This is a genomic window from Methylosinus sp. DMC45 (assembly GCF_056313885.1).
Genome location: NZ_JBQUZK010000049.1, coordinates 79,514 through 105,497 on the forward strand (window position 1 = coordinate 79,514; position 25,984 = coordinate 105,497).

Consider the following 25,984-nt stretch of genomic DNA (forward strand, 5'->3'; position numbering starts at 1 on the left):
AATGAAGACTCGACCCTGTTTCGCAGCGATTCCGCCATTTTCGTCTCCCTCAATCATTGCTCGCAATATCATCCGCGAAGGACACGGCGCCGTCTTTCAGACCCCTGTGGTCTTGGGCTTCATATTCGACCTCGAGACGGCGATAGCTTATCTCGAATTCCTCCTTCGGCAGCGCCGCGAATTCGTCGGCGGCGTCCTCGCCGAAAATCTTGTAGGAGACGAAATACGCATCTTTTAGAACGAGCGTGTAATAGACGAGCGGCTCGCCGCCTCCCTTCGTCAGGCTGAGCGTCGCCTTACGCACCTTGGTGTTCTGCGCGAGCATCTGCTGTATGGTGACGCTCGATCGATCGACGACCTTGCGGAAGCGCACATTCGAATAGCTCCGGCGTTTATGGCCGGGCTCGCCTTGGAAATGATTGGCCGTCGTCGCATATTCGAAGCCGAGGATTTCTATGAGATCGTCCTTTCCGCCGCGCCTGGCCTCGCCCCGAACGCTGTCGATCTGCAATGTGTAATTGGTCGAGCTCATGGAAATGCTCCGCGGCAATTTTCGATTTCGTCGTCGCCGCTGCGCGAGGCTGATCGCGCAGCGGCTCGTCGCATGGTCGTCGGTCAGCTCGCCTTGCCTTGCAGCGCCTTGAGGTCCCAAGCGAACTGGCCGCCCTTGACCTTCTTTCCGTCGCCGTCCTGCTCATTGTAGGAGAGGTCGAACTTCGCGAAGGAGAGGCCGAGCGCCTCCATTCCTTCGCCGGTAGTGAGGCCGGAAGGAACAACGCTGGTGATGAAGCACTGCTCCATCACGATCGTGATATATTCCAGCGGCTCCTTGTCGCCGGACGATTTGAAGAGCTTCACCTGCACCTTCGGAATATGCTTGCCGACCGCGCAGAAGTGCATGAGGCCGGGAGAGGATTTGTCGTAGCGCTTGACGAAGGAGATGGCGCCGAAGTCGGCCTTGCCGACGCCGGAGCCTCCGCCATAGCTGGAACTCGAATGATTGTGCATGTTGAAGTTCACATCGAGGATATCGATCCATTCGCCCTTCGGGCTCAGCTCGGCGTATTCGGCCTTCGACTCGCCCTTGATGCCGGAAATGTGGAGAAAAGCATTTGAAGACATATGGAGTTCCTTTCGGTTTTGCTTTGTTGGGTCTCGTCGATCTCGACGATGGCTCTACATTGAAGAAAATGCGCTTTGGATGATGTGGCGGAAGCCACAATGCGTGCGCGCGTCTCACTTGCCAGTCGGCAAGCGTGAAACGAGGCGAAGGCCGATATCCATTCCTTCGAGCTGATAATGCGGGCGCAGCTCGAATGTGGCGGAGTAATAGCCGGGGTTTTCCTCATTCGGCACGATCGAGATCGATGCGCCGGCGAGAGGACGGCGCGCCTTCACGTCCTCGGTCGAATTGGTCGGATCGCCGTCGACATAGTCTTGGATCCAATTGTGCAGCCAGCGCTCGAGCTGCTCCTTCTCGCGATAGGAGCCGATCTTGTCGCGCACCATGCATTTCAGATAATGCGCAAAGCGGCTCACCGCGAACATGTAGGGAAGGCGAGAGGCGAGATTGCTCGACGCGGTCGCCTCTGGATCATTCTGATAGGCCTTCGGCTTGAACAGAGACTGTGCGCCGATGAAGGCCGCGCGATCGGTGTTCTTGCGGTGGATCAACGGAATGAGGCCGGACTTCGCGAGCTCGGCTTCACGGCGGTCGCTGATCGCGATTTCCGTGGGGCATTTCAAATCGACCCCGCCATCGTCGGTCGGGAATGTGTGGGTGGGGAGATTTTCGACTTCGCCACCCGATTCGACGCCGCGAATGCGCGTGCACCAGCCATATTCCTTGAAGGCCCGATTGATGTTCGACGCCATCGCATAGGCGGCGTTCATCCACGCATAGTTTTCGCCCGAATGTCCATCGGTTTCCTCCTCGAATGCGAATTGCGGCACAGGCTCGGACTTCGCGCCATAGGGCTGGCGCGCGAGCACGCGGGGCAGGCAGAGGCCGATGTATTTTGCGTCGTCCGAATCGCGCAAGCCTTTCCATGCGGCATATTCGGGCGTGTCGAATACCTTGGAGAGATCGCGCGGGTTGGACAGCTCTGTCCAGCTGTCCATGCCCATAAGCGTCGGGTCGGCGGCCGCAATGAAGGGCGCATGCGCGGAAGCGGCGATCTTCGAAAGATCGCGGAGCAGCTGCACGTCGGTCGCGCGGTGCGAGAAATAATAGTCGCCGATGAGACAGCCATAAGGACGGCCGCCCAGCTGCCCATATTCCTCCTCGTAGACTTTCTTGAAGAGCGGGCTCTGGTCCCAGGCGGCAGCCGGATATTGGCGAAGATGGCGATAGAGCTCCTCCTTCGACGCATTGATCACGCGAATCTTCAACGTGGCGTCGGTCTCCGAATGATAGACGAGGTGGTGCAGGCCGCGCCACGCGGACTCGAGCTTCTGAAATTCCGGGTCGTGCAAGACCGCGTTGATCTGCGAGGTGAGCTTCTCGTCGATCGCAGCGATGATTCCTTCGATCGTCTCGACGACATCGTCCTTGATGACGGCCGTGTCGGCGAGCGCTTCTTTGATCAGCGTCGAGACGGCATTCTGGACTTCGGTCTCGGCGCGCTCCGTGCGCGGCTTGAAGCTCTGCTTGAGCACCTCGGAAAAATCGTCGGCGATGACGATTTGGGAGGGCTCTGAGTGGTGAAGAGTTTCCTGTTCCTGGGACATGTGATCCTCGTTTCGTGCGGAAATCTGGTTCTGAAAATCTAGTCGGCCAATTCGATCACGCGCGGCTATCGCGCAGATCGGCCATCAGCTTTTGGTCTTTGAGCAGCTTGCGCAGCTGCTCCTCGGCGGCCGCCTTGCCGTCCATGTAGCGGAGCAGATTGGCGAGCTGGGTGCGCGCCTCGAGCAGCTTCTCGAGCGCCGGCGTCTGCGCGGCGATAGACGCCGGATTGAAGTCCGCCATCGTTTCGAAGCGAAGGTTGACGGCGAGCTTTTCGCCCGGCTCCTCGCTGAGCTTGTTGTCGACTCGCAATGAGAGGCCGGGCGCCACGGCGGCCATGCGCTGGTCGAAATTGTCCATGTCGAATTCGAGGAATTTGCGCTGCGTCATGTCCTCCTTCGGCGTGCTCGGCGCATTGCCGGAGAGATCGGCCATCACCCCCATCACGAAGGGCAGCTCGATTTTCTCTTCGGAATTCGTCGGATTGGCGTAGGTGATCTGCACCCGCGGCGGGCGGTTGCGGCTGATGAACTTCTGTCCGCTATTGCTTTGTCTGGTCATTCTTCGGTCCTCGCTTCGGTGCGATGTTCGCGGCTGCGCGCATCGGCCCGGTGCTTCCGGGGCTTTCAGGACAGAGCATTTGTCGTCGTCGCGGCTTCGTGTCGGCCGGCGATTTGTCCTGAGCGCAAAATGCGGGAAGGGAGCGCTTGTGGCGGTGACTAAAGTCACAAGGTGAGCTTTGGCGCGCCGCGAGTTCCGCGCGGGCGCTATTCGACGTTGCGGTCATTGAGCGCGCGCTCTCTCAGCAGCTCGCCGAGAAGGCTGAGGAAGTCCTTTTCCGCGAGCTTTTTCGCGCTGGCGATCAGCCAGGGGATAGGGCTCGAGGGCTCCGCGATCTGGAAATAGCGCGACGTCTCGTCGAGCAGCTGCATCGCTTCGGCGCGCGTCACTGCGTGGAATATCGGTTCGGGCGGGATGTGAGGCGGGGGCGTGAAGGGAGGATCGTCTTCATAGGGCTCGTCGGTCCTGGGTTCACTGTCGTCGTCGCTATATGGATCGCGCTGATCCTTATCTTCTTGGTGCGTCTGGATGAGGGGCGCGGCTTCGATTTCGGAGTCGAAATCCTCGCAATATCCTTCGGCGGGCGGGGTAACTCGGGTCAAAAGATCGAGCGGCAGCGCGAAGAATTTCTGGTCGCCGATTTCATATTCGGCGTCGGAAGCATGCCGGGGCACGAGTGATTCGAGGACTTCGGCGAGAGATTTGCCCTGTATGTCGCGGGCCTTGGCGACCAGCGGCAGCACCGGACTGGAAGGCTCGTGCCGTCGAAAATAGTCCATAGCGGCGTCGAGAGCGCGGCGGGCATGCGTAGGGGCGCCGATGCGGCAGTCGGCGTGATGTCGAGGGTCGCGCTGCGCGTCGGCGTTATGGGCGTCGTCTTTCGGCGCATCGCCGGCCGCTTCCGCGAGCAAGGCGCGCATTCCGGCGACGGTCGCGCGGATTTTGTCGAGTCGCGGGGTCTTGTCGAAGCCGCACATTCGGCCGAAGCAGCCGTTGATCGTCTCTAGCGCGTCGGCGAGGCGGTCGATGAGGCGCCGTTTGGCGACGAGACGCTCATTTTCGCAATCTCGGAAAGCCTGCGAGATGGATAGAGATGAGAGAATGGGCTCGCCTTCCCTGGGCTTGGCTTCGCCGATCGCGCACATTTGGGCGCGATAATGGATCACACCGAAGCGTCGGTCCTCGCAGAGCGGCATGTATTGGAGCGGAAAGAGGACAGTCGATTCGTTCAACGGTCCGAGGGCGGCGGCGCGAAGCGCGAACGAGCCGTTCTCGGCGCAAGGATGAGTCTCTTCCCAATAGGCGCCGAGCAATTCGGCGATGGCGTGGACGGCGCCGACGAACTGCTCATAGTCGCGGCGCAGAATGGCGAAGCGCGCGACGAGGCAGAATAGGCGTATGTCGCGCGTTCGACGCATGAGAGCGTCGATCTGATCGAAATGCGCGAGCATTGCTGGTTGTGAGGCGTCGAAAGCTTCGCCGTCACGAAAATATTCTGTCGGAAGCAATCCCTCGGCGACGGCGACGAAGTTCAAATAGTCGTCGTCTCCGTCTAGGTCGAGATCGGGGCCGCAAGGGGCTTCCGGCGACAGTGGCGCGATCGCCTCGGCGAAGTCGATTTTGGTCATGTTTCGGCTCACTCTATGCTCGCGTTGTCCCTTGCTTCTTTTTCATGCGCAGACGGCGCGCGCGATGTGGCCTATGCCACAGTCCAGAATCCGCGGGGGTGGGTAGCTTGCGTCGAGGAAGCGCGCCGGCGTGGACGCTGGCGGCGAGGAGTGGATCACAATGGACAGTCGTCTCGATCAGCAGAAGCGTCTCGCCGCTTTCAAGTCGCCGTTCGGCGACGAGGCTTTGGTCGTCGAGAGCTTCGAAGGGACGGAGGGGCTGAGCGAGCTCTTCGAGTTTCGCGTGCTCGCGCTCTCCCGGGAGCCGACGATCGATTTCGACCAAGCGCTCGGGCGCTCTTGCAGCGTCGCCGTGCGTGCGAGCCAGGGTGGAGCGCGGCATTTCAGCGGGATCGCGACGGAGGCCGAGGCGATCGGGCGGCGCGGCGATCTGTTCGCCTATCGTTTCGTGCTGCGGCCGTCGCTGTGGCTGCTGACACGTACGAGCAATTGCGCGATTTGGCATCGAAAGACCGCGATCGAGATCATCGAGGATGTGCTACGCAAGCGCGAGATCGACTTTCGCAAGGCTCTGTCGGGCGATTTTCCGCGCCTCGATTATTGTGTGCAATATAGGGAGAGCGACTTCGCTTTCGTGTCGCGGCTCATGGAGCAGCATGGCGTCTATTATTTCTTCGAGCATGACGAGGATGGAGCAAAGCTCGTGCTCGCCGATTCGGCGTCCTCCCATCGCAAGCTGTCGAGCGCGCCGACGATCGAATATGCGAGCAAAGAGTTCGGCTCCATTCATGCGAAGGCGCGACGTCTCTATGGATGGTCGTCCAATCGCAAGCTGCAGACCGGCAAGGTGACGCTGCGCGATTATAATTTCGCGGCGCCGAACGCCGATATGTCCGGCGAGGCGAACGCCACCGAGCGTTACGACAAGTCGACGCTCGAATATTACGATTATCCTGGAAAATACGAGCAGCGCGACATCGGCAAGCATTATGCTCAAATAAGGCTGGAGGCTACGCAGGCGGCGGATTATCGGCGCTTCGCGGATGGCGATGCGGCGGATTTTTTCCCGGGCGCCCTCGTGAGCGTGACGCGGCATCCGACAGATGAAGAGAACAAGGAATATCTGATCGTGCGCTGCGCGCATCGCTTTGTGGCGGAGGCCTATCGTTCGGGCGTGCGCACAGATGCGCGGCCGTATCAGGGCTCCTATGAGCTGCATCCGAGCGATCGGCCTTTTCGCGCGCCGCTGGCGACGCCGAAACCGATGATTCATGGTCCGCAGACGGCGAAGGTCGTTGCGCGCAAAGGCAAGGAAAGCGAGGAGATCGACGTCGATGACGATGGCTACGGCCGCGTCATGGTGCGCTTTTATTGGGATCGCGACGATCTGCGCTCCTGCTGGGTGCGCGTCGCGCAAATGTGGGCGGGCGCGAAATGGGGCGGGCAATTTATTCCGCGGGTCGGAATGGAGGTCGTCGTCGAATTTCTCGAGGGCGATCCTGATCGGCCATTGATCGTCGGCGCCGTGTACAACAGGGACAATGGGCTTCCTTACGATCTCCCCGCGAATAAGACGCAGTCGGGCGTGAAGTCGAACAGCTCGACCGGCGGGAGCGGGTATAATGAGCTGATGTTCGAGGATGCGAAGCTGGCGGAGAAGATCCGGCTACATGCGGAGCGTGACCTCGAATCGGTGATCGAGCATGCGGAGACGCGGGAGATCGGCGCGCGTTTCGAGACGCCGGTCGGGCAGTCGTCGCGCAAGACGACGATCAAGATGGGGGACGATGAGCTCGATGTCATGAGCGGCGATCGCAAGGTCACGATCGCGAGCGAGGACAAGCTCACTGTCGGCATGAGTCGCGAGGCGACGATCGCGTTGAGCGACAAGACGACAGTGGGCGCCAATCAGAGTGTGAACGTCGGCGGCGAGCAGACGACGCAGGCGGGTGGCGCGATCACGATCGAGGCGGGTGGCGAGGTCACGATCATGGCTGGGGCGACGATCACGCTGGTCGCGGGCGTGTCGATCGTTCTGGAGGCCGGCGGCGCGACCTTCACCGTCGGGCCGGGCGTTATCAACGCCGTGGGTCCAATGCAGGTTCCCGGGCCTTTGACGGCGATCGGCGTCGTGGCGCCGGTCGCTTGAGGGAGGCGCGAGATGACTCGGGAAAGATTCGGCGCCGTATATGATCTGTTCGCGGCTTTCCCCGCCGCGGCGCGTGAGATCGGCGTGGCGCCGACGAGCGAGGCGCCGCTCGAATTTCTCGCGAGGCTGCGACGCGCTCGGCAAATCGGCGAAGCGGTGGCGTTTTGCGCCTATTGGCTCGAGCGTCGTAGAGCGGTGTGGTGGGCTTGTCAGAATTTGCGCGCCGCGCAGTCGGCGGCGGCCGCGCTCGATTCCCATGCGCTCGATGTGGTGGAGGCCTGGGTTCGCCAGCCGGAGGAGCGGTTGCGCGCACAGGCGTTCGATGTCGCGCGTCGCGCCGCGCGGCCGACGCCTGCGACGAGCGTCGCTTATGCGGCCGCTTATTGCGGTCCGAGCCTCTGGCTGCCTTCGAGCGGTCGTTTGGAGGCGGTCGCGTTCGTCGTCGATCCGGGACTGACGGCGGCCTGCGTTCGCGGCGCCTTGATGATGGCGGCGGGCCGTCTCGCGCCGTCGGCGCGGGAGGACGCTCTGCATCATTGGCTGGACGAGGCTCTGCGCCTCGCGCAGATCGCTCGATAGGAGCGCAGGCGACCGCGCGCGCGGAAGTCGACTGCGGCATGCGGAGCGCTGTGGGTTTTCTCACCGAGACCGCGCTTCTGCTCGGGTAGAAGATTCGTCAGGAGAAACGGCGGGTCTTCGCAGCGTGCGCACAATGCGGCGAGACGAGGCGGCCCGCGCATTCGAGGGGATGAGAAACATGTCGTGGCGCAGCAAAGTCGTGTGGCGGGAAGGTCTTTTCTTGCGGCCGCATCATCTCCAGCAGAATGATCGCTATCTCGAGCACATCATCGAGAGCCGCACGCGGCATTCCAGCCCCTATCCTTGGGGATTCGCGCAGCTCGAGATCGACTCCGATCTCGCGCAACAGAGCAAGATCGCGCTGCGAAAGGCGGCGGGCGTGATGCCGGACGGAACGCCCTTCGATATTCCGGGCGAAGGTCCGGCGCCCGCCTCTATCGAAGCGCCGGCGAAGGCGGCGGGCCTCACCGTTTGGCTGACCTTGCCCAACGCCTCGCCCAATTCGCGCGAGGTCGATTATCGCGCGAAAGATGTGGCGAGCCGTTTCATCGAGGGCGTCGAGACGATCATCGACTCGGTCGCCGAGATGCGCGACGAGGAGGAGATCGACGTCGCGCATCTGCGTCTCGAGCTGGAGCTCGCTCGCCGGCCGAAGCCGGGATATGATTGCCTCGCCGTAGCGCGTATTTTGGAGATACGCGACAAGGTCGTCATATTCGATCCCAATTTTGCGCCCCCGCTGCTCGTCTGCGCGGCGCATAGTGTCGTGACCGGATGGATCGATCGCGTGATCGGCTGGGTCGACGGCAAGCTCGAGGAGCTGGCGCGCTATGCCGCGGATCCGTCTTCCGGCGGCGGAATGCAGAGCGCGGATTATCTTTTGCTGCAGACGCTCAATCGCGCCGCGCCCTTGCTGCGCCATTTGCGGCAGTCGGGTTATACGCATCCCGAGCGGCTCTACACATCGCTCGTCTCGCTCGCTGGCGAGCTTGCGACATTCTGCTCGCAGGAGCGCCGCAGCCGGGTCTATCCGCCCTATGATCACGATGATCTCGAAAATGTCTTCGAGCCGATTCTGCGGGATCTGCAGGATTTTCTGAGCGCCCGGACCAGTCGGCGCGCACGACGGCTGGAGCTGGTTCAGCGCGCGCCCAATGTCTATGTCTCGCCGATCCGTGACCGCGCGCTGCTCGGCAATGCGACGCTGGTGCTGGAAGTGGCGAGCAATCGGCCGCCGTCGGAGATCGCGCAGCTCTTGCCGCAGCTGCTGAAGGTCGGGCCGAATAATCGGATGAACGATATCGTCTACGCCAATCTGCCGGGAATTTCGCTCGTGCATATGCCGACCCCGCCCGGCCAAATTCGCACGATCTCGCACCATGTGTATTTTTATCTGGATCGTCATTCGCCGCTCTGGCGGGAATTCTCGATCGCCGCCTCGATCGGGCTGCATTTTTCCGGCGACTGGCCGGAGCTCGAGGTCGAGCTATGGGCGATCGCGGAGGAGGCGCGGTGAGCGGCCGCCGCGTGCGTGCGGCGGCTCGGCGGCGGCTTCCGCTACAGCCCTGGGCCGGGCTCGTCCAGCCATCTCGAGCCAGACTATTGCGGCTTACGACATAAAATTCTCGAAGCGACGGTTTTTCCAGCATCAAGAGGCGCTGGATGGGTCGATTTTCGACGCCGATCCTCTTCTTCTCCGATGAAAGAAATTTGACAAAAGCCCTGTCTTCGCCCGATAGGCAGAGGCTGCGGCCTCAGACTGTAGCCGAGCGTGCTACCCGGGTATTCCATTGAACCAACAACAACAAGCAAGTCCGGCTACCCTCGACGCTCCAGACGGCGCCCCGGACGCGAAAGGCCTGGCCCAGCGTATCGCTGCTTTGAGGGCCTGGGCGCATGAGCAGGGCTATTACAGCGTGCCCTTTTGGGAACAAGCGCTTCGCTGCCTGGAGCTGGTGGCGGCGCCTGCTCTCGCTTTCGCTCTGCTCGCGCAGGGCGGCCTCACCGCGGTGGTCGGAATGCTCGTTCTCGCGATGCATTATCCGAGGACGGCCTATCTCGGGCATGACGTCGCGCATAGCCAGTGGGGGCCCCGTGGCGAGATGAAGGCGCGCCTGAAGCTGCGGCTGATCGCGCTCGCACAGGGCTTCGGCTCGACATGGTGGGTCGAGAAGCACGAGCTTCACCATGCTTTCCCCAACGCTTGCCGCGTCGAGGAGGATGGCAGCCTCACGCCGATCGACGGCGACATCGACTCGCCTCCTTGGCTGGTCTGGGACAAGTCGCTCGCGCCATACAATGACAAGGCGCGCCGCGCCGGGCTGGGGCGCGCGCTGTCCTTCTTTCTGCCGCGCTTTCAGGTTCCGCTGTTCTTCCCGATCCTCTCGGTCGCGCGCTTCAACTGGAGCTGGCAGAGCATAGAGGTCGCGGCCAAGAACAAGCAATGGTGGGAAGCGTCGCTCTGCGTCGCCCATTGGGTGTCGGGCTTTGCGCTCGCGGGACTGCTGACGCCGGGACCGGTCTGGACCGGCTGGCTCTGGTTCCTCGGCGCCCAGCTTCTCGGCGGCTTCATCCTCGCCTTCGTCTTCGTGCTCAACCATACGGGCATGGAAGTCTATGACGCGAAGGAATCGAAGGGTTTCTATGACCGACAGGCGCGCGCGACGCGCAACACGCCGAGCTCGCCCTTGCTCGATTGGCTGACTGGCGGCCTCAACAGCCAGATCGAGCACCATATGTTCCCCAGCCTGTCTCGCCGTCGCTTGACGAAAATGCGCGAGGCGACGAGAGCGGCGATGGAGGAGTGTGGCTATGCCTATGTCACGCTCAGCAATCGCGAGGCGATGCGCGCCGTTCTGTCCACGCTAGGCGAGGCGGCTTGGGCGTGAGGCTTTAGGCTTTTTCCGCTTCGGGGAAGAAAAATCGAGGGCGCTATCCGATCCAGACGGCTCGGATAGCGCCTTTTTCGTCGGCCGCAGGCGGAAAGCCGCTGATCTGAAAGAGGCGTCTCGGCATTTGGCGCGCAAAATGCGTGGCGCGCGGCGTGGACCCCGATCTGTCGGGTCCGACGTCGAAAACCACAAGGAGCCGACCTTGCCCGTATTGCAAGAAACCCGCACCATCGTGACGCTGGCGCCCGCCAAGCCCACAGGATTGGCCGATCTGGGCGTCCCGCTGGACGACGCCAGTCAGGTCAAGAAGGGGCGCGCGCATGAATTTCCGCAACTTCTGACGGATGGCGCGATCGGCCGCCGCTTCCAGGATCTCCGCGTCATCGGGATCAAGACCACCGAGGGGGGCGTCACTTCCGCCAAATTCGTGGTCCAGTTCGAGGCGTTCGGCGACAATACGGCCGCGCCGACCAATGGCGCCGGCGTGGAGGTGGTCCTCTTCGCGGGGACGGAGCCTCTGGCCAGCCTGTCCTTCGGCAATCTGTTCCTTCCCTACGCGAATTTCTGGTATCCGAACCGCTTCCTGCTCGAGGCGGCGGCGGCGGATTTCGATCGCGCCGATCGCCTGGAGTTCATCGCGAAGCCGGAGGAGGTTCGCGCCGTCTAGGCGAGAAGCGGGGCGAGAGCCCGAGTGGCGCAGGCATTGCTTTATGGGTGACCGCCATCGCCGCGTTTCTTCGCAGAGACGACGGTGGCGGCTCCTCTCCCGCCGAATACCACCCGAGCAGAGACGCATGAGCTATCCCCTCGTCAAGCGCGTGCAGAACCGGCTGTTCGGCGACATGTTGCGGATGATGCTGAGCGAGCGGGTATATTTCGACCTGACCCTCGAGGAAGGCCGGACCTTGTCGCGCAATTTTACCGCTCTCGCCTATGACTGGCGGCGGGCCGACATCATCTATCTGAGCCCGGTCGGCGGCGACGTCGAATTTTCGGCGACCGTCGGGCAAGACGGCGTTCTCGTGGAAACGGTGGAAGGACGCCGGCTCTTGTCCTGGGACGATGTGTCCGAGCTGGCCGAGCGGCTGGCGGTGGAGTGAGGCGACGGCGCGCGGTTATCGATCGGCTTTGCGGCCGCCTAGCCGTTTGCGTCGAGCGCACCCTCCACCAATTTCGACGCCTCCGCCAAATCGCCGTATCGCAGCTCATAGGCGGGAGTGGATTCGATGAAGCGGCAAATCTCGGCGATCTTCGCTTCGGTGACGGGAGCTTCGATATCCATCGCCGATCCGAGCAATCGCGTGATCGTCTGCAGCGGCGTGAGCTCGGCGAGCGTCGCGGCCGTGTCGGGCGCGTAAGCCGGAAAGAGCATCATCGCCGGCGCGCAGGAGGAGCGCTCACTCGCGCTCGGAGCCACATAGCGCACGTCGCTTCCATGGCGGCGCAGGATTGGACGGCCGGGAAGCTCGGGAAAGAGCCCTTCCAATATTTTCCAGGAATCCGATTTCAGCGAGAGCAGAGTCGGCAAAGGCCGCAGAGACCAGTCCTGCGCCGAGAGGCCGATGAGATCGTCGCCGAGATAGGAAAATCCATGGCCGGACAGATAGGCGACGAGCGTCGATTTTCCGGCGCCGCTCGAGCCGGAGATAAGAATGGCGCGCGCATCGCGGCTCACCGCCGCCGCGTGGAAATAGGCGAGAAGCTCGACGCCTGGATGCTCCCATCCGAGGAAGAGCTCGTTCATCCGCGCGATCAGCTCCGGCAATGTGTCGCCGATCCATCGGCTCTCGCCGTTCAGCGTCAGCCGATAGCCGTCGTCGGCGATCGATAGCCGCAGCTGCGCAGCCTCCGCGCTCGGCGTCGCGACCGAATGCGCGAAGCGCGCGAAATAGTCTCGGGTCAGCTCCGGCGCGCTCGAGACGATATGGACGTCATGCTCGCCGAAACGCCATGCGCCGCAGTCGATCTCATCGCCTTCGATGGAAGGGGCGTCCGGCGTTTCGACATTCGTGTCGTCGAGCTCGGCGCAGATGGATTCGACATCGCTCGCGGCGTCATCCAGCGGCAAGTCGAAATGCTCTGCGAAAGCGCCCGCGATCTCCTCTTGCGCCACGCCTGCGCGTAGCAGGTCCAGCACCAGCTTCGTGGTCGCATTGATGATGACGAGGTGATCCATGGCGGGCGGATGGCGAATCCAACCGTCGCTCGATGAAAGGGAGTGGCTCTTTTCAGTTTCCACTGTCATCGTTCGCCATTCGAGATGCGCCGGCTCATTCGCTGACGAGCTTCGGCGGCGTGACAAGACAGTGATCGCTCGACGCGCCGAGGATCTCATCGATCGCCGTCATTCGAGCCCTGCCTGCGAATCGTTCGCGACGCGAGTCGGATGACGAGAATCCGTTTATCTTCGCTTCTGGAGAGTCGCCATTCGGGCGTTCACTTATCCGTGTCGGCTATCGCGGACGACTGCGAAGGCGCCATTGCCGATGGCGGGATAGATCTTCCGCGCCGCGATGAAGCGGCGGCGGCGACGAGCGGCATGGGGCGCGCCGTCGCCGTCGCCGCTCATCGCGAGCGTGGCTATGATCGCTCGCGCGCTTTCAGGCCGCTTCCGTTACGCCGCTGGCGTGAGCGATCGCTGCGCGCGGCAGACGAGCGCCTATGACGAGCGCATAGATCGCGGGAATGACGATGAGCGTCAGCGCGGTCGAGGAGACCATGCCGCCGATCATCGGCGCCGCTATGCGCTGCATGACCTCCGAGCCGGCGCCGGAGCTCCAGAGGATCGGCAGCAGGCCGGCGATGATCGCCGTCACCGTCATCATCTTCGGACGCACGCGCTCGACGGCGCCGAGCATGATCGCCTCATGAAGATCGGCGCGCGTGAGCGCGCAGCCCTGCGCGGCGCGTGCGGCGGCGATCTCATGTAGCGCCTGATCGAGATAGATCAGCATGACGACGCCGGTCTCGGCGGCGACGCCGGCGAGCGCGATGAAGCCGACCGCCGCGGCGACGGACATATCGAAGCTCATGAGCCACATCGCCCATACGCCGCCGACGAGCGCGAAAGGTAGCGACGCCATCACGATCAATGTGTCGGTCAAGCGGCGGAAGTTGAGATAGAGCAGCAGAAATATGATCGCGAGCGTCAGCGGCACGACGATCCGCATCCGCGCCTCGGCGCGCTGCATATATTCGAACTGCCCGCTCCAGGTGAGATAGGAGCCGGCGGGCAGCGCAATCGATTGCGCGACGGTCTTCTGCGCCTCGGCGACATAGGAGGCGAGATCGCGATCGCGCACATCGACGAAGACATAGACGGCGAGCTGGCCGTTCTCGGTGCGGATCGACGTCGGACCGCGCGTCAGCTCGATCGTGGCCACTTCCCCCAGCGGCGCGGCGCCGCCGCGCGGCAGCGGCACGAGCACTTCCCTGCCGATCGTCTGCGGATCGGAGCGGAACTCGCGCGGATAGCGAATATTGACGCCATAGCGCTCGCGCCCTTCCACTGTCGTCGTCACCGTCTCGCCGCCGAGCGCGGTGGCGATCACCTCCTGCACATCGCCGATCATCAGATTATAGCGCGCGAGCGCCGGATGATCGGGGACGATATCGAGAAAATAGCCGCCATTGACGCGCTCGGCATAGGCGCTCGCCGTGCCGGGCACGCGTTTCAGCGCCGCCTCCACCTGACGCGCGAGACCTTCCATCTGCGCGAGATCGCGGCCGAAGATTTTCACGCCGATCGGCGTGCGTATGCCCGTCGCCAGCATGTCGACGCGCGCCTTGATCGGCATGGTCCAGGCGTTGGAGACGCCGGGAAATTGCAGCGCGGCGTCGAGCTCGGCGATGAGCTTGCGCGTCGTCAGTCCCGCGCGCCATTGCTCCTTCGGCTTCAGCGCGATGATGGTCTCGAACATTTCGAGCGGCGCCGGATCGGTCGCCGTCGCCGCGCGGCCCGCCTTGCCATAGACGGATGCGACCTCGGGAAAGCTCTTGATGATACGATCCTGCGTCTGCAGCAATTCGGCGGCTTTGGTGACGGAGAGGCCGGGCAGCGTCGTCGGCATGTAGAGCAAGGCGCCCTCGTCCAGCGTCGGCATGAATTCGCCGCCGAGCCGGCCTGCGGGGACGATTGTCACGAGCATAGCGACGATGGCGAGAAGGATCGTCGCCGTCTTCGCTCTCAGGACGCGCGCGATGATCGGACGATAGAGAAAGATCAAGGCGCGATTGATCGGATTCTTCGCTTCCGGCACGATCTTCCCGCGCACGAAGACGACCATCAGCGCCGGAACCAGCGTCACCGAGAGCAGCGCCGCGGCCGCCATGGCGAAGGTCTTGGTATAGGCGAGCGGCGCGAACAGTCGCCCTTCTTGCGCCTCCAGCGTGAAGATCGGCAGGAAGGACACGGTGATGACGAGCAGGCTGACGAATAGCGCCGGCCCTACTTCGCTCGCCGCCTCGATCAAAATGTCGAGGCGCGGCTTCTGCGGCGACGCGCGCTCCAAATGCTTATGCGCATTCTCGATCATGACGATCGCCGCATCGACCATGGCGCCTATGGCGATGGCGACGCCGCCGAGACTCATGATGTTGGAGCCGACGCCGATCGCCTTCATCGCCGCAAAGGCGATGAGCACGCCGATCGGCAGCATGAGGATCGCGACGATCGCGCTGCGCATATGCATCAGAAAGGCGGCGCAGACGATCGCGACGATGAGGCTCTCCTCGACGAGCGCCTTGCGCAATGTCTCGATCGCCGCATGAATGAGCGGCGAGCGATCATAGACGGTCGCGATCTCGACGCCCTTGGGCAGGCCGGGCATGAGCCGCGCGAGCGCCGCCTTCACATTCTCGACCACGCTCAGCGCATTGACGCCGTAACGTTGCAGCGCGATTCCACTGGCGACCTCGCCTTCGCCGTCGAGCTCGGCGACGCCGCGGCGCTCGTCAGGCCCCAGCTCGACGCGCGCGACATCGCGCAGCAGCAGAGGCGTGCCATTCTCCGCGCGCAAGCCGATATGCTCTATATCGGCGGCGTTCTTCAAATAGCCGCGGCCGCGCACGATGAACTCGAATTCGGAGAGCTCCACCGTGCGTCCGCCGACATCCGTGTTGCTGGCGCGGATCGCCTCGCGCAGCTGCTTCAGCGAAACGCCCAGCGCGCGCAGCCGGTTGGGATCGACGACCACATTATATTGCTTGACGAAACCGCCGACGCTGGCGATCTCCGCCACGCCCTCCGCTTTCGAGAGGCCGTAGCGCAATGTCCAATCCTGCAGCGAGCGCAGCTCGGCCAGCGTCATCTCCTTGGCGATGAGTGCATATTGATAGACCCAGCCGACGCCGGTGGCGTCCGGCCCGAGCGTCGGCGTCACGCCTTGCGGCAGCTTTTTGCTGGCGGCGCTCAAATATTCCAGCACGCGCGAGCGCGCCCAATAGAGATCGACGCCATCCTCGAAGATCACATAGACGAAAGAGACGCCGAAGAAGGAGAAGCCGCGCACCACTTTCGAGCGCGGCACGGTCAGCATGGCGCTGGTCAGCGGATAAGTGACCTGATCCTCCACCACTTGCGGCGCCTGTCCCGGATATTCCGTGTAGACGATCGCCTGCACGTCGGAGAGATCGGGAAGGGCGTCGAGCGGCAATGTGCGCAGCGCATAGAGTCCCGCCGCCGCGGCGAAAGCGGCGCCGATGAAGACGAGAACGAGATTGCGCGCCGACCAGGCGATCAGCCGGCCGATCATCGCGCCGTCTCCGCGCCGGCGAGAGTCTGCAGCGCCGCGCGCAAATTGCTTTCGGAGTCGATGAGAAAATTGGCCGCCGTCACCACGCGGTCGCTCACGTCGAGCCCGCTTCTCACCTCGACAAAGCCCTCGCCACGACGGCCGAGCGTCACCTCGCGCGGCTCGAAACGGCCATCGCCCTTGTCGAGCAGAACGAGCGCGCGCTTGCCGGTCTCGATCACCGCGCTTTCCGGCGCGGCGACGACGGCGTCCTGATCGCCGGAGCCGATCTGCGCCTCCACATACATATCGGGCCGCAAGGTCAGATCGGGATTGGGCAGCTCTATGCGCACGCGCGCCGTGCGCGTTTCGCGATTGATCTGCGGATAAATGGCCGTCACATGGCCGCCGAAGATGCGATCGGGAAGTCCGCGCGCTCTGATCTCGACGGGTTGGCCGAGGCGCAGCCGCGCATAATCATGCTCGGAGACATCCACCAGCGCCCAGACGACAGAGAGATCGGCGATGCGGAACAGCACTTGGCCGGCGTCGGCCTTCATCCCTTCGACAGCGTTGCGCTCGAGAATGAGTCCGTCGCGCGGCGCGGGCCAGGAGACGCTCGCCGGCACGCGCCGGCTCCGCGCGATCTCGGCGATGAATTCCGCCGGCGCGTTCAGCGTCTCGAGCTTGCGGCGCACGCCCTCGAGCAGGCCGGGGTCGCCATTGCCGCGTGCGCCGGAGAAGGCGAGATAGTCCGCCGCCGCCGCCGCTATGGCCGGCGAATAGAGCCGCACCAATGGCTGGCCCTTGGCGACGCGCGCGCCCGTCGTCGCCTCGAAGACTTTCTCGATGAAGGCTTCCGATCGCGTCGCCACGACGGCGACGCGGCGCTCGTCGACCTGCACGGCGCCGGGCGCGCGAATCTCGGCGACGATCGGCCGGCGGCGCACAGGCTCCGAACGCACGCCCGCGCGCTGGATTTTCCCAGGCGCGATGCGCAGGCCGCCATCGGCCTCGACATCATCGCCCTCATAGACGGGCGTGTAATCCATGCCCATCGAATCCTTCTTCGGCGTCGCCGACACATCCGGCAGGCCCATGGGATTGCGGTAGTAGAGGATGCGTTTCCCGCGCGGCTCGGCGGCGAGCTTCGAGAGGATGGCGCGCAGATCGGCGGGACGGACCGGCAGAAAGTCCATCCCCATGCCGTCCTTGCGCGGCGCGGCGGAAATCGCGTCGCCGCCCATGGGATCGCGATAGAAGAGCGGTTCCTCGCTCGCGGCGGCGGGCGGATCGGGGAGCTTTGCGACGAGTGGCGCGAGCTGCGAGCGGCGCACGGGCAGAAAGTCCATTCCCATCTCATCCTTGCGCGGCTGGCGCGAGATCTCCGTCCCGCCCATCGGATCGCGATAGAACAAAATGGGATCATCGAGCGTGACGGCCCGTGTCGAATGTTCGGACCCCGCGGCGTTGCTATGGGAGGCGTCGGAATGGGAAGCGTGGAGCACGGATGCGGTCACGCTCGCGGCGAGCGCGAGCGCGCCGAAAATAGGCGCATAAGGAGGCATGATCTCGATCTCCGGCCGCTGTTGCGGCGGATGGCGTTGAAGCGGCGTGGCCGTTCCGTCGCGCGAGCGGCGGAGCCGGCGATTGCGGCTTCAGGCGATCGGAGGTCGAAGCTCTGGAGAGCCGGTCAGTGAGGCGGGATCGGCGTCGCTCGCCGCGATAGGCCGTCCCTTCGCCATGGCGGCGGGGATGAGGAAGAAGGATTCGTTCGGCGCTGCGCCGATCGAAATCTGCGCGCAGGACACGGCCGCGCAGTCATCCGCGGCGACCGAGCCGCGATCCCCGGCCGCCTTGTGGCAATCCTCCATGGAAGCGGCGCTCATGCCCTCGCATCCGTGACCGGCGCGCGCCAACGGCGCGGCTCCGAGGAGCAGTGACGCCAATGCGAGCACGGGGATGAGCGCGCGGAGGAAGCGGATCATAAGCTATATCTATCATCGCCAATCCAAGCGGTAAACCCGGTCCTGTTCGGGCGCGAGCGGCGCGATCTTCCCCCTTCGCATCGGGCGAGCCCCGCCCCTATCCTGCCGCTCGCGGCAGCGTTGTTTCTCAGACAGACGTCATAACGCCCGCCGGCTTTTCGCGCCGATGACGACAGTGGCCGTGCGCCCGGCGATCATGACCACGTCGCCGGCGGCCGGATCGAGCGCGATGCGCACCGGTATGCGCTGCGCGAGCCGCACCCAGCTGAATGTCGGATTGACATTCGGCAGCATCGACGTTCCGGCGCTGCGCTCGCGATCCTCTATGCCGCCGGCTATTCCTTCGACGCGTCCGTAGATCGTCCTGGCCTCGCCCATCAGATGAATCTCGGCGCGGTCGCCGAGGTGAATCATCGGCAGCTTGGTCTCCTCGAAATAGCCGTCGACATAGAGGCTCTCGGCGTCGATCAGCGCCGCGACTCCCTTGCCGGCCGTCACATAGACTCCCGGCCTCAGGTCGAAATTCGTCAAAGGTCCGCTGACGGAAGCGCGCACTTCCGATCGATCGAGGTTCAATCGGGCGAGATCGCGGTCGGCCGCCGCCTGCCGCAACGCCGCCTGGGCTTGGGCGTGAGCGGAGATCGCCGCATCGAGCTGCTGCTTGGAGACAGCGATCGTCTTCGTCGCCTCGAGAGCGCGATAGCGCGCGAGATCCTTCGTCGCGGCGTCGAGCGCGGCGGCGCGCCCCTCGAGACTCGCCTCGGCCTGGCGCAGGGCCAGCACGAATCGTTCCCGATCGATGCGGAACAGCGCCTCGCCTTTGCGCACGAATTGGTCGTCGTGAACGAGCACCTCGCTGACGAGTCCCGACACATCGGCGGCGACGGCGACGACATCCGCGCGCACGCGCCCGTCCCTTGTCCAGGGCTCCGCTTCGTAATGATCCCAAAGGCGCCAGAGAACGAAGCCAGCGGCGAGGGCGAGCGCCGACGTCGTCGCGATGCGAAGAAGGGTGAGCAATTTGGTTTTCACAGCCGTTCCGTGGACAAGAGAAGCACGCAAGCGCCGAGCAGGCAGACGAACATGGCGAAGTTGAACAAGGCCGGGTGCCAAACGAAGCGGTAGAAGCCGATGGTCTCGAGCCCTCGCTTGATCACGGTCTCCAAGAGGAAAGCGACGAGCGAGAAGGCGAGCAGCGATGATACGAACACGCCGAAGATGCTGATTTCTCCATTCATGCGACTTTCGCCTCCGACAAGGATGGTTCGGGCGGCGGCTCCGCGGCGAAGAGGCAGCGGCGCAGGCCGACCAGAGTGAGCAGAAGGCGCGTGTCGCCGGCCTCTCGCGCCATCGCCATCGCGCGATCGACCGCATGCAGAGCGGTCGGAGAGGGCGTCGGCGCGCCAGCATGGAAAGAGCGCGACAGATGCCTCAGCAATGCGTCGATCCGTCTGCGGCGAGAGCCGGCGAGCGCGTTGCGCGAGCGGCGCGCATCGAGAATGTTCAGCCCGGTTCTCAAATCCCGCAGCGCATCCGGCAATTTGCCGTCGACGGCATGGGCGATGGGCGCGAGCAGGAACAGACGGTCGAGCATCAGGCCCATCAGGCGCACTTCGTTTCCGGCGTGCAGGTCGGCCGCGCGAATGAGCGCGGCGCGATTGGCGCGCGCATAGCGGCGCGCGCGCCATTGCGCGCCCGCGCGGCGGATCAAGGCCGTCGTGATCGCCGTCAGCGCCATGCCGGCGCACATTGCGAGGCTCGTATTCACGAAATTCTCGGCGTCGGCGGAATAGAGCTCCTGCACGGCCATTGCGGTCGGCGTGACGATGGCGAGCGGCAGGCCGATGCGGAAGGTCTGCGGCGACGCGATCAGCAAGCCGAAGGTCAGGTAGACAGGCGCGAGCGCCAGCGTCAGCGTCTCGAAATTATGCGTGTGCGGCAAGACGGCGAAGAGATAGACGCCGGCGATCGACGTGGCGACGATGGTCCATTTGGCGAAGCCGGCGATCGACGGAGTGGGGTCGTCCTGGGATGCGTAGAGGCTCCCGACGATCGCTCCCATCATCGCGGCGACGGAGCCTTCCGGCCAGGATGTGGCGATCCAGAATAGGCAACAGGCGAAAATTGCGCAGGCGAGCGCGAAGCCGGCATGCAGGGCCGCGCCATGGTCGAGGTGACGGACGCGCGCGACGCGCGATTCCACCGTCAGACGCAAGGCCGCCGGCCGCTCCGTTCGGTCGGCGAGCGCTTTCGTCAGCTCGTCGCAGTCGAACAGTATGTCGAGCAGCTCGACGAGCCGCTGGCAGAGGCTCGCCTCGACGAGCGTGGGCCAGTCGGCGTCCATGCTCGGAGAGGCCGCCGCCTCGAGCTCGCGCCGAAGCTCGGCGGTCTGCGCATCTTCGGCTCCGACGACCGCGGCGCATGTATCCGCGACCAGCGCGCGAAGGCGCTCCGAGGCGCCGCCGAGGTCGGCGAGCGCGTCGAGTCGATCGGCGATCCCCGAGAGAGTGGGAAACAGCAGGAGCACGCGCGGCACGATGCGGTGAATGCGGTCGAGCGATCGGCGCTCGGCCGCCGCGTCGAAGGCGAGATGGGCGGCGAGCGTCTCGATCTCCGCCACATCGGCCACGAGGCGGAGCCAATGGGCGTCGTTCGGCGCATTTTTTTTCAGGTCGAGCGCGGCGGCGGCGGCGGCGCGCGCGTGCTGCAGCAAGGCGTCCAGCCTTTCGGCGACGACCGGCGCGACGGAGCGCGGGAAGACCAGGCTCGACACCAGCGCGGCGCTGGCGATGCCGACGAGAATCTCCTCGGTGCGCGACAAAGCGAGATCGAAGATCGTCTCCGGCGCGTCGACGGCGGGAAAGCCGACGATCGCCGCCGTATAGCCGGCGAGCATGAACACATAGCCGCGCGGCGTGCGATCGAGCAGCGCGAGATAGAGGCAAAAGCCCGACCAGATGGACATTGCGAGCGCCAGCGCGAGCGGGGCGCCGACGAGATTGGGAACCATCAGCACCGCCCCCGCGGCCCCGATGAACGTGCCCGCGGCCCGATAGACGGCCTTGGACAGCGTCGCGCCGGAGAGCGGCTGCGAGGCGATATAGACCGACGCCAGCGCCCAATAGGGGCGCGGCAGATCGAGCCAGAAGCTGGCGGCGAGGGCCAGCATGGCGGCGGCGAAGGTCTTGACCGAGAACAGCCAGTGGCTCGAGCCGAAAAAGGTCATCGAAGGGGTTCCGGGCGCGGCCGCCGCCGCAGCGAAGCGCTTGCGTTCGGCCGGGCTTTCGTTAAAAATGACCACTCAGTCATTTTATGTCAAGACGTGATCCGAACGAGAGACGCGAGAAGATGGCGAAACGCCCGACCGACGCCGTGAAGAGCGTGGAGCCCCGGCGAGCAGGCCGAGGGCCGAGCTCAGAGAAAACCGCGCAGACGCGCCGCGTGATCGTCGACGCCGCACTCGGCGAGTTCCTCGAGAAAGGCTACGCCGACACGACGATGGACGGCGTCGCGCGGCGCGCGGGCGTCGCCAAAGGCACGCCCTATCGCTACTTCCCGGCCAAGGAGGCGCTGTTCGAAGCCGTGGTGCGGGAGAAGATCGCAGGCGCGCTGATCGACGCCGACCCCGCCAATCGTCATCCCGACGAGCCGGTCTCGACATTCATGCGACGCACCATGCTCGTGTCGATACGCGAGATCGAGCGCAATGGCCGCGCCGCCATCGCGCGGCTCGTGCTCGTCGAGGGCGCGCGATTTCCCGAGATGACGGAGATCTATCGACGCGTGATGTTCGAGCCGCTGCTGAATCAGATCCGCGCTCTGGCCGCGACCGCGCGCGCGCGAGGAGAGCTGCGCCGGCCCGAGCTCGAGGACTATCCTCATCTGCTCATCGCGCCCATCTGGTTCGCGATCATTCACAATGGTCTGCTCGACCGCGCTCATCCTCTGGACATCGGCGATCTGTTCGAAGCGCATCTCGATCTCGTTTTCGACGCGTGAAGCGGCGCGGCGTCGCGCGCCCGTCCGTCGGCCCTTCTTCTCATTTTGAAATTTTCACGCGTCGAGCAGAGGCCGTCCTACGGCTCGATCGTCCGACGACGGCCGAAGCTGTCGCAATATTGCGACAATCGCGAGCGCGTCGCTCTTTCGTGATCTGGCGCGCGACATCCATTCGATGAATATCGATCCTCGAGCGGCGTCGCATGCGGCCGCTGCATGAGCGCGCGGCGGGCGGCGAACGGCTTCCCGGGCTCGTCGCCGTCCGTCGCGCATGACGCGCAAGCGAGAAAACAACTGGCTGCGGAGGAAATAAAATGCAGATGAAGAAGCTTCGATTGTCGATGTCGGTCGGCGCGCTCGCGCTCGCGCTCGCGACCAGCGGCGCCTTCGCGGACGCATTGCTCGACCTGCAGAAGGACCCGCGGCAATGGGTGTCGCCGACAGGCGATTACGCCAATCTTCGGCATTCGGCTTTGAAGCAGATCACCACGGCGAATGTGCACAAGCTCGCGGTCGACTGGCAATTCTCGACGGGAGTTTTGCGCGGACACGAGGGCGCTCCGCTCGTCATTCACGATGTGACCATTCCCGCCGTCGTCGACAAGGACGGCAAGACGACGAAGGCCGCCTATGTCACCGATGTGATGTATCTGCACACGCCGTTCCCCAACAATGTCTATGCGCTCGATCTGCGAGATCCCGATCACAAGGTGCTCTGGAAATACACACCGCAGCAGGACGCCTCGGTCGTCCCCGTGATGTGCTGCGACACGGTCAATCGCGGCCTCGCCTATGGCGACGGCAAGATTTTCCTCGCTCAGGCGGACACGACTCTCGTCGCGCTCGACGCCGCGACAGGCGCGTCGTCCGGCGAGGGCAAGGACAAGCCGATCTGGTCCGTCAAATTCGGCGATCCCGCGAAGGGCGAGACCTCCACGGCCGCGCCGCATGTGTTCAAGGACAAGGTGCTCGTCGGCAACGCCGGCGGCGAATATGGCGTGCGCGGCCATATCTCCGCTTATGACGTGAAGACCGGCGCGCTGCTCTGGCGTGGCTATTCGACCGGGCCGGACGAGGACACATTGATCGATCCTGAAAAGACGACGCATCTCGGCAAACCGGTGGGCAAGGATTCCGGGATCAACACTTGGAAGGGGGATCAGTGGAAGCTCGGCGGCGGCACGACTTGGGGCTGGTACAGCTACGATCCAGAGCTCAATCTCGTCTATTACGGCTCCGGCAATCCCTCGACATGGAATCCGATACAGCGTCCGGGCGACAATCGCTGGTCGATGACGCTCTGGGCGCGCGATCTCGACACGGGCAAGGCGAGATGGGTCTATCAGACGACGCCGCACGACCAATGGGATTATGACGCGGTCAACGAGCTGCTGCTCGTCGATCAGGAGATCGACGGAAAGAAGCGCAAGACCGCCGTTCACTTCGATCGCAACGGGTTCGGCTACACGCTCGATCGCGTCAATGGCGAATTGCTCGTCGCCGCGAAATTCGATCCCGCCGTCAATTGGGCGACGAAAATCGATCTCGACAAATCATCGAAGACCTATGGCCGTCCGATTCTCGACGAGCGCTTCTCGACCGAGGCGCATGGCGAGGACGAGACGACGCGCGGCGCCTGTCCGACGACGCTCGGCTCCAAGGACGAGCAGCCCGCGAGCTATGATCCGAGCACGGGGCTCTTTCTCGTGCCGACCAATCACGTCTGCATGGATTTCGAGCCGTTCCGAGTCAGCTATTCGGCCGGCCAGCCCTATGTCGGCGCGACGGTCGAAATGTTCCCCGCCGATCGCGACAAGGGCGAGACGCATACGGGCAATTTCATCGCCTGGGACGCCAAGACCGGCAAGATCGTGTGGGCGAACAAGGAGCAGTTCTCGGTCTGGTCGGGCGCGGTCACGACGGATGGCGGCGTGACCTTCTACGGCACGCTCGAGGGATATCTGAAGGCCGTCGACACGAAGACGGGCAAGGAGCTGTTCCGGCGCAAGACGCCCTCCGGCATCATCGGCAATGTGATCACCTATGAGGTCGGCGGAAAGCAATATGTCGCCGTGCTATCGGGCGTCGGCGGCTGGGCCGGCATCGGCCTCGCGGCGGGATTGACGAAGAGCAGCGACGGTCTCGGCGCCGTGGGCAATTATCGCAGCCTGTCGAACTATACGGCGCTGGGCGGCGTGCTCACCGTGTTCGCTTTGCCGGAATGAGCGATTGCGGGCGGCGCGCCTTTTCGATGGCGCGCCGCTCGGTCCGGCATTCCTCAGATGACCGCCCAAGCCCGGTATCGCCCGCGTCCGGTCAGCTCGCGAAGGTTCGACGAGAGCTCGCCGATCATCGTGGTCGCGGCTTGCTGAGAGATTCGCAGCTCCTTGGCGGCGAGAGGGACGGTGACGACAGGCGACGCCAGACAGAAATCGACGAGCTGCGACAATCTCGAATTCGTTCTTCGGTCCTTGCACTTTCTGAGCAGAAGCTCGCGGGCGAGCGTCAATCTGTCGAGCTCCTTCGAGTCCGCTTTCGCCATCGATTCGATCGCGCAGGCCAATGCGATCAATCGAGATTCGAAATCGTCTCGGCCGACTCGGCGATATTTGGCCTGTCGAAAGCCCGAATGCAGCGCCGGGAGATAGTGCCGGGTCTTTCCCCGGGAGCGAAGCGAGGCGGCGGCGAGCAAAGGGCCGAGCCAAGCGCTGTGCTGCAAAGGCTCGATCTCTTCCCATGCGTCGAGCGCGACGCATGCGGCCATCAAGGGCGGAAGATTGCGGGCTCCGTCCAGACGCTCGCGCCATTCCGCGATACGGGCCTCCTGGTCCCAATCTTCGTCATAGACCAAGCCGGAGTCGTCCCGCTTCAGCGGAGCCGGTTGGGCTCGCTCTATCACGCGTGACGTTCGCGTCAGCAATTCATCGATCTCGTCGAATTCTCCTGCGCCGAACGTCTCGCCCTCTTCGTCATCCGGCTCTCCGTCCACTTCGTCCATGGCGCGCGAGCCATTGGTCGGCGCGCTCGCCGCGCTTTGGGGGCTCCCTGCGCCACGCAGGCTGGCGAGGCCATCGCTCGTCAACGCCCAGGCGGGCTCGCGATCGGCTATGCGACGCCGCGTCAGCAGCACGGCATGGGCGCGCACGAGCTCATGCGTCGGCGTGCGCACATCCGCTCCGGCGTCATGAAGCACGAGATCTTCGAGCTGCACGAATTCGCCGATGCGCCACAAGGCGGCGCAAGCGTCGTGGAAATGCGCGCGAAGAACGAACGCCTCGGCGACGGGGCTGGAACGGAGCCGCTCGTCGAAACGCGCGACGGCGTCGGACGCGCTCTCGAAGGGCGCTTGCAGACGCTCGAATGAAACAGCGGCAGGCAGACCCGGTCCCATCTTAATTCCATGCGAATCGAGACACTTTATCGGGAGACACTTTGGCATGAGAGCGTCCCTCGCGGGAGTCGATGATCGAATCGAATCCGTCATGCGCTGGACGGCTGCGCCGGCAACCGATGCTCCGCGGGCAAGGGCGGAAGGTTCTTCATCACCGACGCCATGCTTACCTCCAGGTCAGTATATGACGAACTTCTCTGTCGTCCGTCAAAGCGTCTAAATGGCGCGAATCCCCCGTCTGAAGAAGCACTGGTGTCGGAGAGCCCGTCGAGGCTCGCGACGACGGATAGGAGAATGACGATGAGAGTCGTGCAGCTGAACGCCTTCGGCGGCCCCGA

The 25,984-nt window shown here is 63.9% G+C and carries 21 protein-coding genes; 8 read left to right on the top strand and 13 right to left on the bottom strand.

Going from position 1 to position 25,984, the window contains the following annotated elements; translation table 11 throughout:
* Positions 1–49: 49 nt before the first annotated feature.
* The 5 genes from ACT53T_RS15985 to ACT53T_RS16005 all read right to left on the bottom strand — a co-directional run bounded on the left by ACT53T_RS15985 (position 50) and on the right by ACT53T_RS16005 (position 4,917).
* Complete coding sequence (locus ACT53T_RS15985; protein ID WP_476161939.1) at positions 50–532, bottom strand: Hcp family type VI secretion system effector; 483 nt, start codon at positions 530–532, stop codon at positions 50–52.
* Between the two features lie 83 nt (positions 533–615).
* Positions 616–1,122: an Hcp family type VI secretion system effector gene (locus tag ACT53T_RS15990; protein ID WP_400770868.1), complete on the bottom strand. Its 507-nt coding sequence runs from the start codon at positions 1,120–1,122 to the stop codon at positions 616–618.
* A gap of 114 nt (positions 1,123–1,236) precedes the next feature.
* Complete coding sequence (gene tssC / locus ACT53T_RS15995; protein ID WP_476161940.1) at positions 1,237–2,730, bottom strand: type VI secretion system contractile sheath large subunit; 1,494 nt, start codon at positions 2,728–2,730, stop codon at positions 1,237–1,239.
* Positions 2,731–2,785: 55 nt separating this feature from the next.
* The gene (gene tssB, locus ACT53T_RS16000) at positions 2,786–3,289 is read right to left on the bottom strand and encodes a type VI secretion system contractile sheath small subunit (protein ID WP_476161941.1); all 504 of its coding nucleotides are present in this window, start codon (positions 3,287–3,289) and stop codon (positions 2,786–2,788) included.
* Between the two features lie 206 nt (positions 3,290–3,495).
* A complete protein-coding gene (locus tag ACT53T_RS16005) occupies positions 3,496–4,917 on the bottom strand; it encodes a type VI secretion system protein TssA (protein WP_476161942.1) in 1,422 nt (473 codons plus the stop codon).
* A gap of 130 nt (positions 4,918–5,047) precedes the next feature.
* Between ACT53T_RS16005 and ACT53T_RS16010 the strand changes: the two genes are divergently transcribed.
* From ACT53T_RS16010 to ACT53T_RS16035, 6 genes are all read left to right on the top strand, one after another.
* Positions 5,048–7,066 carry a type VI secretion system Vgr family protein gene (locus ACT53T_RS16010; RefSeq protein ID WP_476161943.1) on the top strand — a complete coding sequence of 673 codons (2,019 nt, stop codon included), beginning with the start codon at positions 5,048–5,050 and terminating at the stop codon, positions 7,064–7,066.
* Between the two features lie 12 nt (positions 7,067–7,078).
* Complete coding sequence (locus ACT53T_RS16015; protein WP_476161944.1) at positions 7,079–7,645, top strand: DUF6931 family protein; 567 nt, start codon at positions 7,079–7,081, stop codon at positions 7,643–7,645.
* A 178-nt stretch (positions 7,646–7,823) separates the two neighbouring features.
* Positions 7,824–9,161: a type VI secretion system baseplate subunit TssK gene (gene tssK / locus ACT53T_RS16020; RefSeq protein WP_476161945.1), complete on the top strand. Its 1,338-nt coding sequence runs from the start codon at positions 7,824–7,826 to the stop codon at positions 9,159–9,161.
* Positions 9,162–9,525: 364 nt separating this feature from the next.
* Entirely contained in the window at positions 9,526–10,533 is a 1,008-nt protein-coding gene (locus ACT53T_RS16025; RefSeq protein ID WP_476161946.1) for a fatty acid desaturase, read from the top strand.
* 205 nt (positions 10,534–10,738) lie between these two features.
* Entirely contained in the window at positions 10,739–11,203 is a 465-nt protein-coding gene (locus ACT53T_RS16030; protein ID WP_026191721.1) for a hypothetical protein, read from the top strand.
* A 127-nt stretch (positions 11,204–11,330) separates the two neighbouring features.
* Entirely contained in the window at positions 11,331–11,636 is a 306-nt protein-coding gene (locus tag ACT53T_RS16035) for a hypothetical protein (protein WP_018268336.1), read from the top strand.
* Between the two features lie 38 nt (positions 11,637–11,674).
* On the opposite strand, the gene ACT53T_RS16040 is transcribed toward ACT53T_RS16035, so the two are convergent.
* The 7 genes from ACT53T_RS16040 to ACT53T_RS16070 form a co-directional block, all read right to left on the bottom strand.
* Positions 11,675–12,781, bottom strand: coding sequence for a hypothetical protein (locus ACT53T_RS16040; RefSeq protein WP_476161947.1), 1,107 nt, complete (start codon positions 12,779–12,781; stop codon positions 11,675–11,677).
* A 355-nt stretch (positions 12,782–13,136) separates the two neighbouring features.
* Positions 13,137–16,289 carry an efflux RND transporter permease subunit gene (locus ACT53T_RS16045; RefSeq protein WP_476161948.1) on the bottom strand — a complete coding sequence of 1,051 codons (3,153 nt, stop codon included), beginning with the start codon at positions 16,287–16,289 and terminating at the stop codon, positions 13,137–13,139.
* On the bottom strand, positions 16,286–17,836 hold the full coding sequence (locus ACT53T_RS16050) for an efflux RND transporter periplasmic adaptor subunit (protein WP_476161949.1): 1,551 nt from the start codon (positions 17,834–17,836) through the stop codon (positions 16,286–16,288). The genes ACT53T_RS16045 and ACT53T_RS16050 overlap by 4 nt, the downstream gene beginning before the upstream one ends.
* Before the next feature lie 90 nt (positions 17,837–17,926).
* On the bottom strand, positions 17,927–18,256 hold the full coding sequence (locus tag ACT53T_RS16055; RefSeq protein ID WP_400770899.1) for a hypothetical protein: 330 nt from the start codon (positions 18,254–18,256) through the stop codon (positions 17,927–17,929).
* Between the two features lie 138 nt (positions 18,257–18,394).
* On the bottom strand, positions 18,395–19,288 hold the full coding sequence (locus tag ACT53T_RS16060) for an efflux RND transporter periplasmic adaptor subunit (RefSeq protein WP_476161950.1): 894 nt from the start codon (positions 19,286–19,288) through the stop codon (positions 18,395–18,397).
* Positions 19,285–19,494, bottom strand: coding sequence for a DUF1656 domain-containing protein (locus ACT53T_RS16065; protein WP_018268328.1), 210 nt, complete (start codon positions 19,492–19,494; stop codon positions 19,285–19,287). The genes ACT53T_RS16060 and ACT53T_RS16065 overlap by 4 nt, the downstream gene beginning before the upstream one ends.
* Positions 19,491–21,482, bottom strand: a complete 1,992-nt coding sequence (locus ACT53T_RS16070; protein WP_476161951.1) for an FUSC family protein — start codon at positions 21,480–21,482, stop codon at positions 19,491–19,493. The genes ACT53T_RS16065 and ACT53T_RS16070 overlap by 4 nt, the downstream gene beginning before the upstream one ends.
* A 122-nt stretch (positions 21,483–21,604) precedes the next feature.
* On the opposite strand from ACT53T_RS16070, the gene ACT53T_RS16075 reads away from it, so the two are divergent.
* Together ACT53T_RS16075 and ACT53T_RS16080 are read left to right on the top strand one after the other, a co-directional pair.
* Positions 21,605–22,255, top strand: coding sequence for a TetR/AcrR family transcriptional regulator (locus ACT53T_RS16075; protein WP_476161952.1), 651 nt, complete (start codon positions 21,605–21,607; stop codon positions 22,253–22,255).
* Positions 22,256–22,575: 320 nt separating this feature from the next.
* Positions 22,576–24,480, top strand: coding sequence for a methanol/ethanol family PQQ-dependent dehydrogenase (locus ACT53T_RS16080; RefSeq protein ID WP_476161988.1), 1,905 nt, complete (start codon positions 22,576–22,578; stop codon positions 24,478–24,480).
* A gap of 53 nt (positions 24,481–24,533) precedes the next feature.
* On the opposite strand, the gene ACT53T_RS16085 is transcribed toward ACT53T_RS16080, so the two are convergent.
* Positions 24,534–25,646 carry an RHE_PE00001 family protein gene (locus ACT53T_RS16085; protein WP_476161953.1) on the bottom strand — a complete coding sequence of 371 codons (1,113 nt, stop codon included), beginning with the start codon at positions 25,644–25,646 and terminating at the stop codon, positions 24,534–24,536.
* Between the last annotated feature and the right edge of the window lie 338 nt (positions 25,647–25,984).